This is a genomic window from Corynebacterium riegelii (genome assembly GCF_001263755.1).
Lineage (GTDB): Bacteria > Actinomycetota > Actinomycetes > Mycobacteriales > Mycobacteriaceae > Corynebacterium > Corynebacterium riegelii.
This window is the reverse complement of sequence record NZ_CP012342.1, coordinates 1,707,181-1,723,459: the sequence shown is the minus strand read 5'-3', so window position 1 is coordinate 1,723,459 and position 16,279 is coordinate 1,707,181. Positions and strand designations below refer to the sequence as shown.

The window sequence follows — 16,279 nt, the reverse complement described above, 5'->3', positions numbered from 1 at the left end:
TACAGGCTTGGTGCGGTAACTTATGGCGCATGGATAACCAGACGCGCCAGTTCGGTGCGGGCGATTCGGGTGAACAGTATCCGGGTCGCCCGCAGCAGTATTTTCCGGACCAGTCCAGCCAGTACGGGGGTGGCTACAACGAGCCGTATTACGGCGAGCCGGATTACGGCGTTTCAAGCTATAACACGCCGCAGAAGGGGACGAATACCGCGGCGTTGGCACTCGGTTTGCTTGCCGCGATCTTGGCGGTTGCGGCCGTAGTGCTGTTTTTCCTGTGGCGTGCTTCGGCACAGGAGGCGAACAAGCCGCCGGTGACGGTGACGGAAACCACCACGGCTACCACCACAGTGACCACCACGCGCAAACCCTTTGATTTCGGTTTCGGGGAACGTGACAACGAGAATCCGGGTGATCAGCCAGCCCCGGTTGTGCCTACTGAGGTGCTGCCGACGGATGTCCCGTTGCCGGACATCGATTTTGAGGGACTGTTGAACAAGCTTGATGAGTTGTCGAGGGGGTAAGCATGGAGTCGTTTGAACTTGCCTCGGCGGTGGCTGATCAGCTGGCAGAACATGTCACTGATGTGGTGATGAGTCCAGGTTCGCGCAACTCGCCGCTGGCGTACGCGTTGCTTGCCCGTGGGGATATCCAGGTGCACATGCGTATCGACGAACGCGCGGCCGCCTTCACGGCCTTAGGGCTCGCCCGCGTACAGAAGCGCCACGTGGGCGTGGTTATGACGTCTGGCACGGCGGTTGCGAACGCGCTTCCAGCGGTAGTCGAGGCGCACATGTCGCACACCCCGCTCGCGGTGATCAGCGCGGATCGCCCGGAACACCTGGTGGGCACTGGTGCGAGCCAAACTATCTGGCAGCAGGGCATCTTCGGCCGCTATGCCGAAACGCAGCAGGTGCAGTTGCTTGACCACGCTTACGGGATCTCCTTTAGCGCCCCCCAAGTCCATATCAATGTGGCGTTGGATGTGCCGTTGGTGCCGGAGAATGTGGCGTCGATAGGCAAGAAGCTCCGGAGGGTGGGACCGGGGTCCTTGACCAGGACCAATAGGTTTGTGGACCACGGCGTGGTGGATGTGGATCTCACGCGCGACACGCTGGTGATTGCTGGCGATGAGGCGTGGGAGGTGCCCGGGCTGGAGCACGTGCCGACGATTGCGGAGCCGACCGCGCCGACGCCGTTTCACCAGGTACACCCGCTGGCGGCGAGGTTTTTCGCGCAGTCTGAGGTGGCGATTTCCCACGATGGTGGCGATTTCGCGGCCTCCACGAAGCCGGAGCAGGTCATTGTGGTGGGCCACCCCACGCTGCACCGGGATGTGATGGCGTTGATGGCGGATCCGGCGATTGAGGTCATCGGGCTGTCGCGCAGTGAGATTTTCACGGGCAACCCGAGCGTGCGTGGTTCTTCCGTGCGTGTGACGGGCCAGCCGACGGACACGTGGCTGAAGATCTGCGAGGCTGCTGGTGACGTGGGCGCGGAGACCGTTCGCAGCGCGCTGGAGAGCGACGAGTTTGGCTTTACGGGCCTGCACGTTGCCGCAGCGGTGTGCGACACCCTGGCGGTTGGGGACGCCTTTGTGTTGGGGGCGTCGAACCCGGTGCGTGATGCGTCCCTAGTCGGCATGCCCTTTGACGGTGTGGATACGTACGCGCCGCGCGGCGCTGCGGGTATTGATGGCACCTTGTCCCAAGCGGTTGGCGTTGCCCTGGCTACGCAGGCGCTGCGGCCGGATGAGATCCGCGCCCCGCGCACCGTTGCGTTGGTGGGGGACCTGACATTCCTGCACGATGTGAATGGCTTGCTGATCGGCCCGGATGAGCCGCGGCCAGGCAACCTGACCATCGTGGTGGCCAATGACAACGGCGGCGGCATCTTTGAAACCCTGGAGGTGGGTGCGGATCACGTGCGCGAGTACTTCGAGCGCGCCTTTGGCACCCCGCATAACGCGGACATCGAGGCCATTGCTGCAGGCTATGGTGCGCATTACCGCCGTGCGGAAAGCGTGGCGCAGTTGCAGCAGATCCTGGTTGACGTGGAAGCGCAGCCCGCGCCGATCACCATTGTGGAGGCCATAACCACGCGTGATACCCGGCGTGCGCTGGCGCAGCGGCTGCAAAAGTAGCGTGAAGTTGATAGTGAAAGTTCACGCGGACTTCACGTTGGGTTGCGCAAAAATTTCCTTAGTTGTGCCAGGGTGACTGAGTATGCGAGTGGGAATCGTTGCAGAATCGTTCTTGCCAAACATCAACGGTGTGACCAACTCCGTGCTGCGTGTGCTTGAGCATCTCAAAGCGGAGGGCCACGAGGCGATCGTGGTGGCACCTGGCGCGCGTGACTTCCAGGAGGAGGTTCCGGACTACCTGGGTTTTGAGATTGTGCGCGTGCCCACGGTGCGTATCCCGATGGTGGATTCCTTGCCGGTTGGTGTGCCCACTACCAATGTCACGGCGGCGTTGGCGGGGTTCAAGCCGGACGTGATCCACTTGGCCAGCCCGTTTGTGCTTGGTGGTGCGGGCGCATTTTCTGCATCCCAGCTGGGGATTCCGGCGGTGGCGCTGTATCAGACGGATGTTGCTGGCTTTGCCACGAAGTACCACGCGGCCATGGTTGCCTCCATTGCGTGGGAGTGGACGCGCACGGTGCACAACATGTGTGAACTGACGCTTGCGCCTTCTTCCCAGGCAATCGCAGAGTTGGAACAGCACGGCATTGAGAACGTGCACCACTGGGGGCGCGGGGTGGACGCGGAGCTGTTTCACCCGCGGCGTCGTTCAGAGATGCTGCGCCGTAAGTGGGATCCGAGCGGCACGAAGCGCATTGTCGGGTTTGTTGGCCGTTTGGCCGCGGAGAAGTCCGTGCACCGCCTTGCGCCGCTTGCGGCAGACCCATCGATTCAGTTGGTGATTGTTGGCGACGGCCCGGAGCGCGCCGCACTCGAAGCAGTGCTTCCCGGCGCGGTGTTCACGGGTGCTTTATCTGGCGAGCAGCTCGCGCGCGCCTACGCCAGCCTGGATCTTTTCGTGCACACCGGTGAGTTTGAAACGTTCTGCCAGGCCATCCAGGAAGCGCAGGCTTGCGGTGTGCCCACCATTGGCCCGAAGGCGGGTGGTCCGATCGACCTGATTGCCAACCACGTCAACGGCATGCTGCTGGACGTTGGCACCTTTGAGCAGGACCTGCCGGAGGCCGCCGCCTGGATTCTTGATCCTGCCCGATTGGATGAGCTCAAAGCCAACGCGCGTGCCTCGGTTGCGGATAAAACTTGGGACGCGTTGTGTACGCAGCTGGTTGGTTACTACGACGAGGCGATCGCCGGCTATAACCGCACAGTAGTGAACATTTTTGGCCGCGAAGTGCCGCTGCCGGGATGGGCGAAGATTCCGGGGAAAAGAAAACGGGCATAGGGGCCCCTTTTCGCGCCAGGTAAGGCTAAACTTACATGAGTAACCCTTACCTAATTCTTTTGAGTTCAAAGGACGCGGCACATGGCACAGGAGCTTTTGCTTATCGACGTTCCGGTGGGCACCCAAACCACCATCACCACCACCAACGCTGACGCGGCACTTGACCGTCGGCTGCACGAGCTGGGCCTGCGCCACGGCGCCGAGGTGACCGTGGTGCAAAAGACCGCTGGTGGCGGGCGTGTGGTGCGCACCAACAGCACCCGCTACGCGCTTGATGCACAGGCGCTGCGCAGCATTCACGTCCAGCACACGGAGGCGGCACTGTGAGTACCCCAAGCGCACCGATCAGCCCAATGAGCCCGGAATCCCATAGCGCATCCGCCTGCTCCCACTGCGGCGCTACCCCGGACGAGGTCGCACACGGCCAGCCCACCATCGCGCTGGTGGGCGCGCCGAACGCCGGCAAGTCCACACTGTTTAACGCGCTGACCGGCGCGGGCGTGACCATGGCCAACTACCCGGGAACCACCGTGGAGGTTTCCCGCGGCGTGTGGCACACCCACAAGGGTTCGCGCCGGGCGCACGAGCGCAGTGAGAAGCACGGTGGGGCCTATAACGTCATCGATTTTCCTGGTGCCTATTCGCTGGACCCGATTAGCCCCGATGAGGCGCTGACGCGCGAGCTGCTGTTGGATAACCCCGGCAGACTGGGGGAGGGCCGGCCTGATCTGGTCATGGTTGCGGTGGATACCGCCAACATCTCACGCGGGCTCTATTTGGCGGCGCAGGTTGCGGAGCTGCCATATCGCATGGTCATTGTGCTGACCAAGGGCGACGTTGCCCAGCGCCAGGGCCTTGAGGTGGATGCGGACGTCTTGTCGGCGAAGTTGGGAGTGCCGGTGGTGGCGCTTGACCCGAGGCGTAGAGAAGTTGCTGGTCTTGCTGAGGTGGTGCACGAAGAGCTGCACAAGCCGGTGGTCACGCACCGCCCGCACACCCCCGAGGATGACGGATTCGAGGCCGCCGATGCCCGCTTCACCTGGATCGATGAGGCGGTTACAGCCGCCACGCTGCGTGATGAAAGCCGCGCCACCACATCCGAAACCATCGACCGTTTCGTGCTGCACCCAGTGCTTGGTCCCCTGATCTTCCTGGCGGCCATGTTCGTGGTCTTTGAGATCACCACCACCGTCGCCGCGCCCTTCCAAGACTGGATGGAAGGCTTCTTCACCGGCCCGTTGTCTGACTGGGCGGCAGCTGGCCTTGTTGCGGTTGGCTTGGATTACCCATTTGTGCATGGCCTGCTTATCGACGGCCTTATCAACGGCGTCGGCATGGTCTTAACGTTCGTGCCTTTGATGGCGTTGATGTTTTTCTGCCTCGCGGTGCTGGAGGACTCCGGATACATGGCGCGTGCGGCCGTGGTGGCGGACCGTGTCATGCGTGCGATCGGCCTGCCGGGCAAGGCGTTTATCCCTCTGATTGTGGGCTTTGGCTGTAATGTGCCGGCGATTTCGGCGACGCGCGTTCTAGCGTCGCCAATCCAGCGCCGTTTGACGGCCATGCTGGTGCCGTTTACCTCGTGCTCAGCCCGGTTGACGGTGTACGTGATGATGGCGAACGTCTTCTTCCCCGACCATGCGGGACTTGTGGTGTTTGCCATGTACGTGATCTCCATTGTGTTGGTGGTGCTCTCGGGCCTGGTATTGAAGAACCTGTTGTGGCGCACCCTCGGCGCAGACCCTTTGGTGATTGACCTGCCGGTCTACCAGCTACCCACGGCGCGCCTGACGGCGTCGGTGACCTGGGCGCGTCTGAAGGGCTTTTTACAAACGGCGGGCGGCATCATCGTCGCCACCGTGGTGGCCATCTGGTTCTTGCAGTCCACCCCGGCCGTTGCTGGCTACTCCTGGGGCGATGAGGAGCTGCACCCGCAGGACTCCGTCTACGGCGTGGTCTCTGAGGCAATCGCGCCGGTCTTTGAGCCGGCTGGCTTCAACTCTTGGTCACTCACCGGCCCGCTGATCACCGGCTTCTTGGCCAAGGAGGCACTGATCTCCACTTGGGCGCAAACCTATGCGGTGGCCGATCCTTTGGAAAGTGACGCAAGCCCCGAAGAGCAAGGTGACTCGGACCTAGCTAGGGCGGTGCGCGCGGACTTTGAGCAGTCCTCCGGCGGACACGCAACCGCCGCCGCCTGGGCGTACATGATCTTCCTGCTGGCCTACACGCCGTGTGTAGCAACGCTTGCCGCGCAGCGGCGCGAGATCGGCTGGAAGTGGACCATGATCACCATGGTGGGCCAGATCGGCGTGGCGTGGCTTTTAGCCGTGTTGACATTCCAGGTGCTGCGGGTGTTCATGTGATGTTTCGCAGAAAAGCTACCGCTGCCAAGACGCTGGACATGCCACCAATGGAGGCCGTCACTACCGCCATGCGTGAGGGTGCGCGCAGCCGTAGGGAGATTTGCCGGCGCACCGGCTTGTCCACCTCTACGGTGGATGCGATCATCCACCACTTAGAGCGCACGGACCTGCTGAAGTTAGAACCGCTGGGCTCAGCGTGCTGCGCTGGCGGGTGCGGGTCCTGCAGCGCGTCGAAGTCGTGCACGGGGGAGCGCACCGCCAGCGGACCTGTGGCGTTGGTGTTGATGACTCGGCCGGGTGCTGCTGGTTAGTAGCGCCGCAAGTAGAGTGGCCGATATGTCCGTCGGCGATCTTTCCCCCAGCACCCAGAACTATCTCAAGGGCATCTGGGCGCTGTCGGAATGGTCGGATCAGCCGGTCACGTCTACCTCATTAGCCAAACACCTTGACCTACGTAAATCCACCGTCTCTGAGGCGGTTCGCAAGCTGGGGGAGCAAGGCTTGGTTGCACACCAGCCCTATGGAGCCGTCGAGCTCACAGAGACCGGCCACCGTTACGCGGTAGCGATGATCCGTCGCCACCGACTCATTGAAACCTTCTTGGTGGAAGCGCTTGGTTACACCTGGGATCAGGTGCACGATGAGGCCGAAAACCTCGAGCACTCTGTGAGTGATTTCATGGTTGAGCGCATCGACGCGTTCCTGGACCACCCCACCCGCGACCCACACGGGGATCCCATCCCTTCTGCCAGCGGGCGCATCGACGCACCCGAGGCCGTCCCGCTCACCGGCGTTGAGCCGGGACAGACGGCCACGATTGAGCGGATTGCTGACGATGACCCGAAGCTGCTCCAATTCTTGGACAGCCACGGGCTTGTTGTCGGCGCCACCCTGGAGGTGGGCCAGGGGGCGCCTTACTCCGGTGCGCTTGAGGTGCGGCTGGCCGGCGCCAGCGCAGCGGTCCCGCTTGGTCAGGAAGCCACAGACTCCGTCTTTGTGCGCTTGGAGGCGTAACGGCGCTCCCGGGTCACCCCGTGCGGGCCGAACAGGTACACCACGGCAAACACCACACCCTGCGCCAGCACGATCATCCCGCCAGAAGCCGTGTCTAGGTAGTAGGAGCAGTACAGGCCAATGATGGCGCATGCCGCGGACATGGCCGGCGCAATGATCAGCATGATGCCGAACTTGTTGGTGAGCAGATACGCGGTAGCGCCCGGGATGATCAGCATGGCCACCACCAGGATCACGCCGACAGCCTGCAGCGCCACCACCGAAGTCAGCGCCAACAGCGCCAGCAATGCCGCACCCAGCAACCGCGGGTTAAGCCCAATGGCATGCGCGTGGATCGGGTCGAAGGCGTAGAGCGTAAAGTCGCGGCGTTTGAGCACCAGCACGCTAAAGACAATCGCGCCCAGGATGGCCACCTGCAGCAAGTCATCGCGGGAGACACCAAGCAGGTTGCCAAAGATGATGTGGTTTAGATCCGTATGCGAGGGCGTGACCGAGATCAGTACCAGCCCCAGCGCGAACATGGTGGTGAACACGATGCCAATGGCCGCGTCTTCCTTCACCCGGGAGGTATCACGCACCAGCCCGATCAGCGCCACTGCGATGAAGCCGAAGACCACCGCACCCAGGGCAAACGGCACGCCCACGATGTAGGCCAGCACCACGCCGGGAAGCACCGCGTGGCTGACCGCATCACCCATCAAGGACCAGCCCACTAGCACCAGCCAGCAGGACAACACCGCGCACACAACCGACGCCACCAGGGATGTGGCAAGTGCGCGCACCATGAAGTCATACGCAAACGGTTGCGTCAAGATATCGATCATGTTGCTGATCATGATGCGACCCCCATCCCGAAGCCCTGCACGAGATTGTCGGGCTCTAACACCACGTCAGTTGGGCCGTGCATGAGCACCCGACGATTCAACAGAACCGTCTCCGGCGCGAGCTGTGGCAGCGCCACCAAATCGTGTGTGACCACAAAGATCGTCGTCCCTTCTGAAGCTAGCTCCTTGAGCAGGGCGGTAATGGTGGCCTCGGAGTGTTTGTCTACGCCGGCAAAGGGCTCGTCTAAAAGCATGATGCTCGCGCCTTGCGCAATGCCCCGGGCGATAAACGCGCGCTTTTTCTGTCCGCCGGACAGCTGCCCGATCTGGCGATTCGCAAACTCGGTGAGGTGGGTGCGCGCAAGGGCACTATTAACCGCCGCGATGTCATCGGCATGCGGGCGGCGGGTAAACCCCATGTGTCCGTAGCGGCCCATCATCACCACGTCGCGCACGGTGACCGGGAACTGCCAGTCCACCTCCTCGCTTTGCGGGACGTAGCCCAACACCTGTGTTTTGCGGGCGCGAAGCGGGTCCATGCCGTTGATGCGCACTTCGCCGCAGTCTGGCTTCGCCAACCCCATGATCGCCTTGAGCAACGTGGATTTGCCAGCGCCATTCATGCCGATCAGGCCGCAAATGCGGCCCGGCTCCACGGTCAGCGTTGCGCCGTCGAGCGCGAGCACATCGCCGTATCGCACCACGACGTTGTCAACCTCTATCGCCGGTGTCACTTTGTCCTCCCAGTCAGGCCCTCGATGATGGTGTTGGTGTCATGGCGGATCAGATCCAGGTAGGTCGGCACCGGACCGTTTTCTTCAGACAGGGAGTCCACGTACAGCGTGCCGCCGAACTGAGCGCCGGTGGCCTCAACCACCTGCATCATCGGGGCGTTGGAGACCGTGGACTCACAGAACACGGCAGGGACGTCGTTTTCCTTCACAAACTCAATGGCACCCGCGATCTGCTGTGGGGTGGCCTCCTGCTCCGCGTTGACTGGCCAGATGTAGCGCTCCGTCAGCTTTGCGTCGCGCGCCAGGTAGGAAAACGCACCCTCACACGTCACCAGCGCACGCTGGTTGTCGGGTACTTCTGCCAGCTTGGTTTCCAGCTCATCCTGGACGCCCTGGAGTTCGTTTTTGTATTTCTCGCCGTTGGCCTTGAAGTCCTCGGCGTGCTCTGGGGCGAGCTCACTGAACGCCTTCACAATGTTGTCCACGTACTTCTGCACGTTTACCGGGCTCATCCAGGCGTGCGGGTTGGGCTTGCCGGCATACGCGTCCTCGGCGATGTCGATCGGATCCACGCCCTCGCTGACCACGGCGTGCGGCACATCCAGATCAGCAACAAACTGCGCGAACCAGTTCTCCAGGTTCATGCCGTTATCCAAAATCAGGTCCGCATCCGCAGCGCGTGCGATGTCGCCTGGGGTGGGCTCGTAGCCGTGGATCTCCGCGCCGGGTTTGGTGATGGATTCCACCTTCAGGTGCTCGCCAGCCACGTTGGCGGCAATGTCTTGGATCACCGTGAACGTGGTCAGCACTACCGGCAGGTCCTTGTCGCTTGCAGTGGTGGAGGTTGTTTCCTGCGAGCTTTCCGCAGAGCAGCCCACCAGGCCAATGGAGAGGGCAGCGGTGAATGCAAGGGCAAGTGCCTTGGTTTTTATCATGTGGTTCCTTACTTTATGCGTTGGGAAGTGGCTTTTAGAGGTATGGAAGCGGCGGCGGGCCGACGCGGTGGGACGTGGCGATGAAACGGTCTAGTTTCTGCGCAGACTCATCACGCAGGTACACGGCAAGCAGCCGCATGAGGTTGAGCGTGACTTTTTCGGGATCGGCGCTTGAGTGCACGAGGCGTGCTGAGGCCACGTGGTCGCCGTCGCGAGCAGTCTCAAACAGCGTGATGGCTTCAAGCCACGCGCCCATGTTGGCTTCGTCATGTCCCATGGTGGTGAATAGTAAAGTTCGGCTACCCGAACTTGCAAGTAGAGTGAGGGTGAACAGCCTTCTTTTGTGGGTGGCGAAGTAGACTTGCGCAGCATGGCCAAGGCGGATCTGGAGAAAAAACCCTTCGACGTTGCCGGGATGTTCGACGACGTGGGCAAGAATTACGACAAAACCAATACAGTTTTGTCGTTTGGGCTGGATAAATACTGGCGATGCCGCACGCGCGAACGCCTCGAACTCAAACCCGGCGAGAAGGTCCTCGACCTAGCTGCCGGCACCGCTGTGTCCACCGTGGAGCTAGCCAAGTCCGGCGCATGGGTGGTTGCGTGCGACTTCTCCCAAGGCATGCTGGCGGCCGGCAAGGATCGCGACGTGCCCAAGGTTGTGGGTGACGCCATGTATCTGCCGTTTGCGGACAACACCTTTGACGCCGTGACTATCTCCTACGGCCTGCGCAACGTGCACGACTTCGAAGCCGGCCTGCGCGAGATGGCACGCGTGACCAAAGCAGGCGGGCGCCTGGCGGTCAACGAGTTCTCCACCCCCGTCATCCCCGGATTCCGCACCCTGTACAAGGAATACCTACCGCTGGCCCTGCCGCCGATTGCCAAGGTGTTTTCCTCCAACCCGGAGGCCTACGAATACCTGGCGGAATCCATCCGCGCCTGGCCTGACCAGGAGGCGCTTGCGCGCGCGATTAACGCCAACGGTTGGTCCGATGCGGGCTGGCAGAACTTAAGCGGTGGCATCGTTGCCATCCACAGCGCGGTCAAGGAAGGCTAGCGCGCTAAAAAGCTAACGCTGCACGTCCCACAGAGGGGCGTTTCGTGGCGCAAGCTTGGACACGGCGCGCCACGCCTTGGCGATCACATCGCGGTCGTTTTCGCTGACCAAATTGCCCATCAAGCGCGCCGCCGCCGGCATAAGGAAGCGCCCACCTACACCGCGCATGGCCAAAGGCCCTGCGGCTGGTAAGAACTGGGGATAGGTGAGCAAGCGCGCAGCCGTGCGTGCCATGGCGAAAGCGTCACCGTAGGCCTCACGCAGCGCGAACGGCCACGCCAACGTCAGATCCATCGTGCCACCGGCGTTCGAGGCATCCGCGATCATGTCGATCACCATCACGGCAGTCTCCATGCCGTAGTCGATGCCCTCGCCGTTTAAGGGGTTGACGCAGGCTGCGGCATCACCAATCAGCGCCCAGTTCGGGCCCGCAACATTGGATACCGCGCCACCCATCGGCAAAAGCGCTGAAGCGACGTCCTCCACAGGTCCCAGCTGCCAGTCATCTGCCTGCTGCTCGGCGTAGGTGCGCAGCAGCTTCTTCGTGTTCACCTTCGCCGGACGGGCATCGGTGGACAGGGCGCCGCAGCCGAGGTTCACATAGCCGTTACCAAGCGGGAAGATCCACCCGTAGCCTGGCTGCACCGCCGTTTCATCGCGCAGCTCAACATGGGAATGCATCCACGGGTCCTCGCTGCGTGGGGATGCACAATATGACCTCGCCGCAATCCCATACACCTCACCCTTATGCCACTTTCTGCCCAGCTGCTTGCCAAAGGGGGAGCGCACACCGTCCGCAACAATCACCCACTTGGCGCGCGCATCACCCTTTTGGGTGTGCACGGTGTGGATCGCGCCATCACGAAACGTCACGGACTCCGCCGCACACGACTGCCACACCGTGGCACCTCGTGCCTCAGCCTCAGCAACCAACGCCGCATCAAACGCTGCGCGCGGGCTGGCGGAACCAACCGCCGGATACTGGCCATCAGGCCACGGGGCGGTTACGTCCCCGCCGTAGCCGTGCAGCTTCAACCCCTTGTTGCGATACGCAGGCAACACATGCTCTAAACCAAGCGCCTGCAGCGTTGCCATTGCCCGAGGAGTGAGGCCGTCGCCGCAGGTTTTGTCGCGGGAGGTCGGCGCAGCGTCGATAAGCAAACAGCCCAAGCCGCGCTCCTGGGCGGCAATCGCCGCCGTTGCCCCAGCCGGACCTGCACCCACAACTACGACATCGAACATCACGTGCTCATTGTGCCAGCCCGGCCCTGCTGCAATCCCACAGGCATTGTGTGGACTACGGTTGTCACTGTCATATGCCCGTTTTCAACCTGCAAGGACATCATCGATGACCAACGGCATCCAGCCGTCACCACGCGGCGCGTTTCCCGTAGATCTTGGTAACGACGCACTCAATGCACGCGTGACCAACGGCATGGCAAAGGTAGAAGCGCTACTAGCGGAGCGCCTCTCCAACGGAGAGCCGTTTATCACCGAAAAGGTCAACCACCTTGCCTTTGCCGGTGGCAAGCGTTTCCGTCCTCTGATGGCGCTGCTGTGCTCTGAATTCGGGCCAAACCCGGACGCGGAGAACGTGACCAAGGGTGCCGTACTGACCGAAATGGTGCACCTGGCCACCCTCTATCACGACGATGTGATGGATGAAGCCGAGCGCCGCCGCGGCGTGGCTTCCGCCAACGCCCGCTGGGACAACTCCGTGGCCATCCTCGCCGGCGACGTGCTGCTTGCGCACACCTCGCGCCTGATGGCGGAGATTGACACCGAAACGGTTGCCCACTTCGCCGACACCTTCCAAACGCTGGTCACCGGCCAGATGCGCGAAACCATCGGCGCCGGCGATCAGGACCCGGTGGAGCACTACCTGAAGGTGATTGAGGAGAAAACCGGCGTGCTCATCGCGTCCGCTGCCTACCTTGGCGCGCTGTTTGCCGGCGCCCCGCGCGAGACTGTTGAAAGCTGCCAGCGTCTCGGTGCCGCGGTTGGCCTCATCTTCCAGATTGTGGATGACATCATCGACATTTTCTCCGACCCCGAACAGTCCGGAAAAACCCCAGGCACCGACCTGCGCGAGGGCGTGTTCACCCTGCCGGTCCTCTATGCCATGGAGGAAGACTCAGAGGCCGGCCAGCAGCTGCGTGACATGCTCACAGGGCCCCTGCCTGACGACGCACACGTGAACTACGCCCTCAACCTCATCTCCCAAACCCGCGGCCGCGAACGCGCGCTGGAGAAGGTTCACGAGTACCTCGCTGTGGTTGAAAAGGAGCTTTCCCTGCTTCCGGACGTTCCCGCCAAGCAAGCCTTAGCCAACCTTTCCACCCTGACTGTGGACCGTGTTGGATAGCGCTTGGCTGGAGTTTTGTTGGGCGCTACCTGGCGATTTGCAAACTTGCGCATCCGGTGATGTAGAGTAATCCACGCGCTTACAGCGCACGCCAGGTTGCCCGAGCGGCCAAAGGGAGCGGACTGTAAATCCGCCGGCGTTTGCCTTCAGAAGTTCGAATCTTCTACCTGGCACCAAAGCAGAAAAACCCGTCCACGCAGATTGTTGCGGAGGGCGGGTTTTCGCCGTTCCCGCTCGGAGCCGGATGTAGTGATTCCGGGAGATGGTGTTGTTACCTGGGGGAATGGGGGTCAGAATGCAGTAATTTCGGAAATCTTTCGGTGGCTGGCCAAAGCCCTCTAAAACGCAAGCGTTATAACCCTTATAAAAATGCCGATTAACCTGCCGATTTGTGTTTAACGCACGTATCGGGTTAATCTTTCCCAGGCTTCAACGGAGCGGGTCACACCGAAAGGTGAGGTCCACAACATAGAGGCTGTGCCCCCTTAGCTCAGTCGGCAGAGCGTTTCCATGGTAAGGAAAAGGTCATCAGTTCGATTCTGATAGGGGGCTCTGCTGTTTGTTACGGTATCTACTTAGCAAACGCATGGCGGTGTAGCTCAGTGGTAGAGCAAGCGACTCATAATCGCTGTGTCGCGAGTTCAATTCTCGCCATCGCTACGTAACTCGGTTACGCGGCTTGTTTTGGCCGCGTGGTAGGGTCTAGGTGCATTTGCACTCTAGGGGCGTGGCGCAATTGGTAGCGCAACGGTCTCCAAAACCGTAGGTTGCAGGTTCGAGTCCTGTCGCCCCTGCCAGAACTTTCAAGTTGGAGGAGTTCTCTTGACTAACCCAAATGGTCAGACCCCCGCACAGCCGACCGGTAAGCGTCAGCTGCACGGGGCTACTCCCATTTCCTCCGAATCCTACGAGGATAAGCACGGCTCCAAGCGCGCGGTTGCAACCGCTGACGATGATGAGCACGTAGCCGGCGGTATCGCAGCGTTCCCGGGCGAGGTGGCCCAGGAGATGAAGAAGGTCATCTGGCCTACGCGCACCCAGATGCTGAACTACACCCTCATCACGTTCGCGTTCCTGATCATCCTGACCGCGTTTATGTCGGGCACGGACTGGCTTGGTACGCGTCTGGTTGAGTGGGTGCTCATCCGTTAGCTATACTGCACTTTGAACGTTTTCCCGCCACCTTGGCAGCAAGCCAGGGGAGGCGGGATACTTTTTCGCTAAGTCACCACCACGTGGGTGGGTAGGCTGGTGGGACAAGTAGGCGTCGGTAAGCAACAAGCTCTAGAAGATTGAAAAGCGAATGGATACTGAAAACCAGAACCTGAACGAAGCTGAACTCGAAGTCGAGGACAACCAGGAGATGATCGGCGAGGGTGCACCGGTGGAGCCGGAGACCGAGCCGCTGGAGCAGGAAGCTGCCCAGGAGGCTGATGCTGACTCTGAGTACCGCGCTCGCCTGCGCGAATACACCCGTGAGCTGAAGAAGCAGCCGGGTGACTGGTACATCATCCAGTCCTACTCGGGCTACGAGAACAAGGTGAAGACCAACCTTGACATGCGTATTCAGACGCTTGAGGTGGAGGACTCCATCTATGAGGTTGTCGTGCCCATCGAGCAGGTCATGGAGAACAAGGACGGCAAGAAGAAGCTGGTCAAGCGCAAGCTGCTGCCGGGCTACGTGCTTGTTCGCATGGACATGAATGATGCCGCGTGGTCCGTGGTGCGCGAGACCCCGGGCGTGACCAGCTTCGTGGGTAACGAGGGCAACGCGACGCCGGTGAAGCACCGCGACGTGGCGAAATTCCTCATGCCGAAGGTCGCCCCGGTTGAGGGCAAGTCCAACGCGAACGAGGACGGCGAGACCGTCATCGCTATGCCGGAGGAGCAGACCAAGCAGCAGCTGGCACACGACTACCAGGTTGGTGAGGCAGTGACCATCCTGTCCGGCGCGCTGGCAAGCGTTTCTGCGACGATTAACGCGATTGATCCGGAGACCGGCAAGATCCAGGCCTTGGTGTCCATCTTTGGCCGTGAGACCCCGGTGGAGCTGACCGCCGACCAGATCGAACGCATTATGTAGGGCTGTTTTGCTTATCGACGCTTAAACCGCGTAACCTTAAACGCCGTCCGTCTTTTTCGGGCGGCGTTTTTCATTCGTTCATCCCCGGTTGCTGGGCTAAACCCGGAATCCGGAAGGGCGCAAGCTAAACATCGTGGCTGCGTCCTGTACCAAGGAATTGAGGTAATTCGATGGCTAAGAAGAAGGTCACCGGCCTGATTAAGCTTCAGATCGAAGCTGGTATGGCTAACCCGGCCCCGCCGGTTGGTCCGGCACTTGGTGCCCACGGTGTGAACATTGTTGAGTTCACCAAGGCATACAACGCTGCAACCGAGTCCATGCGTGGCAACGTTGTCCCGGTTGAGATCACGGTTTATGAGGACCGTTCCTTCGACTTCATCCTGAAGTCCCCGCCGGCTGCGAAGCTGCTGCTGAAGGCCGCTGGCCTGCAGAAGGGCTCCGGCGTCCCGCACACCCAGAAGGTTGGCAAGGTCACCTGGGAGCAGTGCAAGGAGATCGCTGAGACCAAGAAGGCTGACCTGAACGCTCGTGACATCGAGGCTGGTGCGGCGATCATCGCTGGTACCGCTCGCTCCATGGGCATCGAGGTTGAGAAGTAAATAACGACGCACTTGTGCGTAAGTGGCAGGGCCAAGCCAGGCCCGCAGACCACAACTCCTGAAAGGAACCCAACATGGCTAAGAAGTCCAAGAACTACAACGAGCAGTTTGCAAAGGTTGACCGCGACAAGCTGTACTCCCCGCTGGAGGCTGTGAAGCTGGCGAAGGAGACCTCGTCTGCTAAGTACGACTCCACTATCGACGTTGCAATGCGCCTGTCCGTTGACCCGCGCAAGGCTGACCAGCTGGTCCGCGGCACCGTGAACCTGCCGCACGGCACTGGTAAGACCGTCCGCGTTGCCGTTTTCGCTGAGGGCGAGAAGGCTACCGCCGCTAAGGAAGCTGGCGCTGACATCGTTGGCACCGACGAGCTGATCGAGCAGATCAACGCTGGCCAGCTCGACTTCGACGTGGCTATTGCTACCCCGGACCAGATGGCCAAGGTTGGCCGTGTGGCTCGTGTGCTTGGCCCGCGTGGTCTGATGCCGAATCCGAAGACCGGCACCGTTACCCCGGACGTTGCAAAGGCTGTTGAGGAGTCCAAGGGCGGCAAGATCGCTTTCCGCGTGGACAAGGCGGCTAACCTGCACGCTCTGATTGGTAAGGCGTCCTTCACCCCGGAGCAGCTCGCTGAGAACTACGGCGCTCTGCTGGATGAGGTTCTGCGCCTGAAGCCGGCTTCTGCCAAGGGTGTCTACCTGAAGAAGATCACCGTTTCTGCAACCCAGGGCCCGGGCGTTCCGGTTGACCCGTCCGTTCAGAAGAACTACGCAGAGGCATAAGCTTTACGGCTTTTAGAGCTTCTAGGCTTTTCCAGCGCCCCGGCGCCAGGCTTTCATTGTCTGGGCCGGGGCGTTTTGGTGTTTTGGGGTGGTTT

Annotated in this window: 18 protein-coding genes and 4 tRNA genes; 17 read left to right on the top strand and 5 right to left on the bottom strand. The window is 61.3% G+C overall.

What is annotated here, in order from left to right:
* Window positions 1-29 precede the first annotated feature (29 nt).
* The 7 genes from AK829_RS08370 (at window position 30) to AK829_RS08340 (ending at window position 6,802) form a co-directional block, all read left to right on the top strand.
* The gene (locus AK829_RS08370) at window positions 30-521 is read left to right on the top strand and encodes a hypothetical protein (RefSeq protein ID WP_052205440.1); all 492 of its coding nucleotides are present in this window, start codon (window positions 30-32) and stop codon (window positions 519-521) included.
* 2 nt (window positions 522-523) lie between these two features.
* Window positions 524-2,140: a 2-succinyl-5-enolpyruvyl-6-hydroxy-3-cyclohexene-1-carboxylic-acid synthase gene (menD, locus tag AK829_RS08365; RefSeq protein WP_052205439.1), complete on the top strand. Its 1,617-nt coding sequence runs from the start codon at window positions 524-526 to the stop codon at window positions 2,138-2,140.
* A gap of 82 nt (window positions 2,141-2,222) precedes the next feature.
* Window positions 2,223-3,422, top strand: coding sequence for a glycosyltransferase family 4 protein (locus AK829_RS08360; protein WP_052205438.1), 1,200 nt, complete (start codon window positions 2,223-2,225; stop codon window positions 3,420-3,422).
* An 81-nt stretch (window positions 3,423-3,503) separates the two neighbouring features.
* Window positions 3,504-3,749, top strand: a complete 246-nt coding sequence (locus AK829_RS08355; protein ID WP_083278968.1) for a FeoA family protein — start codon at window positions 3,504-3,506, stop codon at window positions 3,747-3,749.
* A 26-nt stretch (window positions 3,750-3,775) separates the two neighbouring features.
* Window positions 3,776-5,788, top strand: coding sequence for a ferrous iron transport protein B (gene feoB / locus AK829_RS08350; RefSeq protein WP_083439800.1), 2,013 nt, complete (start codon window positions 3,776-3,778; stop codon window positions 5,786-5,788).
* Window positions 5,788-6,099, top strand: coding sequence for a hypothetical protein (locus AK829_RS12240; RefSeq protein ID WP_157045333.1), 312 nt, complete (start codon window positions 5,788-5,790; stop codon window positions 6,097-6,099). The genes feoB and AK829_RS12240 overlap by 1 nt, the downstream gene beginning before the upstream one ends.
* Before the next feature lie 25 nt (window positions 6,100-6,124).
* A complete protein-coding gene (locus AK829_RS08340) occupies window positions 6,125-6,802 on the top strand; it encodes a metal-dependent transcriptional regulator (RefSeq protein WP_052205436.1) in 678 nt (225 codons plus the stop codon).
* On the opposite strand, the gene AK829_RS08335 is transcribed toward AK829_RS08340, so the two are convergent.
* Genes AK829_RS08335 through AK829_RS08320 form a run of 4 tightly spaced genes read right to left on the bottom strand, consistent with a single transcriptional unit; the run spans window position 6,760 to window position 9,572 of the window.
* On the bottom strand, window positions 6,760-7,638 hold the full coding sequence (locus AK829_RS08335; RefSeq protein ID WP_052205435.1) for a metal ABC transporter permease: 879 nt from the start codon (window positions 7,636-7,638) through the stop codon (window positions 6,760-6,762). The genes AK829_RS08340 and AK829_RS08335 overlap by 43 nt on opposite strands.
* Entirely contained in the window at window positions 7,635-8,360 is a 726-nt protein-coding gene (locus tag AK829_RS08330) for a metal ABC transporter ATP-binding protein (RefSeq protein ID WP_052205434.1), read from the bottom strand. The genes AK829_RS08335 and AK829_RS08330 overlap by 4 nt, the downstream gene beginning before the upstream one ends.
* Window positions 8,357-9,295: a metal ABC transporter substrate-binding protein gene (locus AK829_RS08325; protein ID WP_083278967.1), complete on the bottom strand. Its 939-nt coding sequence runs from the start codon at window positions 9,293-9,295 to the stop codon at window positions 8,357-8,359. The genes AK829_RS08330 and AK829_RS08325 overlap by 4 nt, the downstream gene beginning before the upstream one ends.
* Window positions 9,296-9,329: 34 nt before the next feature.
* Complete coding sequence (locus AK829_RS08320; protein WP_052205433.1) at window positions 9,330-9,572, bottom strand: hypothetical protein; 243 nt, start codon at window positions 9,570-9,572, stop codon at window positions 9,330-9,332.
* A gap of 93 nt (window positions 9,573-9,665) precedes the next feature.
* On the opposite strand from AK829_RS08320, the gene AK829_RS08315 reads away from it, so the two are divergent.
* Window positions 9,666-10,355 carry a demethylmenaquinone methyltransferase gene (locus tag AK829_RS08315; RefSeq protein WP_052205432.1) on the top strand — a complete coding sequence of 230 codons (690 nt, stop codon included), beginning with the start codon at window positions 9,666-9,668 and terminating at the stop codon, window positions 10,353-10,355.
* 12 nt (window positions 10,356-10,367) lie between these two features.
* Here AK829_RS08315 and AK829_RS08310 read toward each other — a convergent pair whose 3' ends face one another.
* Complete coding sequence (locus AK829_RS08310; RefSeq protein WP_052205431.1) at window positions 10,368-11,597, bottom strand: geranylgeranyl reductase family protein; 1,230 nt, start codon at window positions 11,595-11,597, stop codon at window positions 10,368-10,370.
* A gap of 106 nt (window positions 11,598-11,703) precedes the next feature.
* On the opposite strand from AK829_RS08310, the gene AK829_RS08305 reads away from it, so the two are divergent.
* The 9 genes from AK829_RS08305 to rplA all read left to right on the top strand — a co-directional run bounded on the left by AK829_RS08305 (window position 11,704) and on the right by rplA (window position 16,184).
* Window positions 11,704-12,720 (top strand): polyprenyl synthetase family protein, encoded by a 1,017-nt coding sequence (locus AK829_RS08305; RefSeq protein WP_052205430.1) that lies wholly within the window; start codon window positions 11,704-11,706, stop codon window positions 12,718-12,720.
* A 90-nt stretch (window positions 12,721-12,810) separates the two neighbouring features.
* Window positions 12,811-12,896: transfer RNA gene (locus AK829_RS08300), tRNA-Tyr, on the top strand.
* A gap of 303 nt (window positions 12,897-13,199) precedes the next feature.
* Window positions 13,200-13,272 (top strand) — tRNA-Thr (locus AK829_RS08295).
* A 36-nt stretch (window positions 13,273-13,308) separates the two neighbouring features.
* Window positions 13,309-13,380 (top strand) — tRNA-Met (locus tag AK829_RS08290).
* 61 nt (window positions 13,381-13,441) lie between these two features.
* Window positions 13,442-13,517: transfer RNA gene (locus AK829_RS08285), tRNA-Trp, on the top strand.
* 25 nt (window positions 13,518-13,542) lie between these two features.
* Complete coding sequence (gene secE, locus AK829_RS08280) at window positions 13,543-13,872, top strand: preprotein translocase subunit SecE (protein ID WP_052205429.1); 330 nt, start codon at window positions 13,543-13,545, stop codon at window positions 13,870-13,872.
* A gap of 151 nt (window positions 13,873-14,023) precedes the next feature.
* Window positions 14,024-14,803: a transcription termination/antitermination protein NusG gene (nusG, locus tag AK829_RS08275; protein WP_052205428.1), complete on the top strand. Its 780-nt coding sequence runs from the start codon at window positions 14,024-14,026 to the stop codon at window positions 14,801-14,803.
* Between the two features lie 170 nt (window positions 14,804-14,973).
* Window positions 14,974-15,402, top strand: a complete 429-nt coding sequence (gene rplK / locus AK829_RS08270; protein WP_052205427.1) for a 50S ribosomal protein L11 — start codon at window positions 14,974-14,976, stop codon at window positions 15,400-15,402.
* Between the two features lie 74 nt (window positions 15,403-15,476).
* Window positions 15,477-16,184: a 50S ribosomal protein L1 gene (rplA, locus tag AK829_RS08265; protein WP_052205426.1), complete on the top strand. Its 708-nt coding sequence runs from the start codon at window positions 15,477-15,479 to the stop codon at window positions 16,182-16,184.
* The last annotated feature ends 95 nt before the right edge of the window (window positions 16,185-16,279 follow it).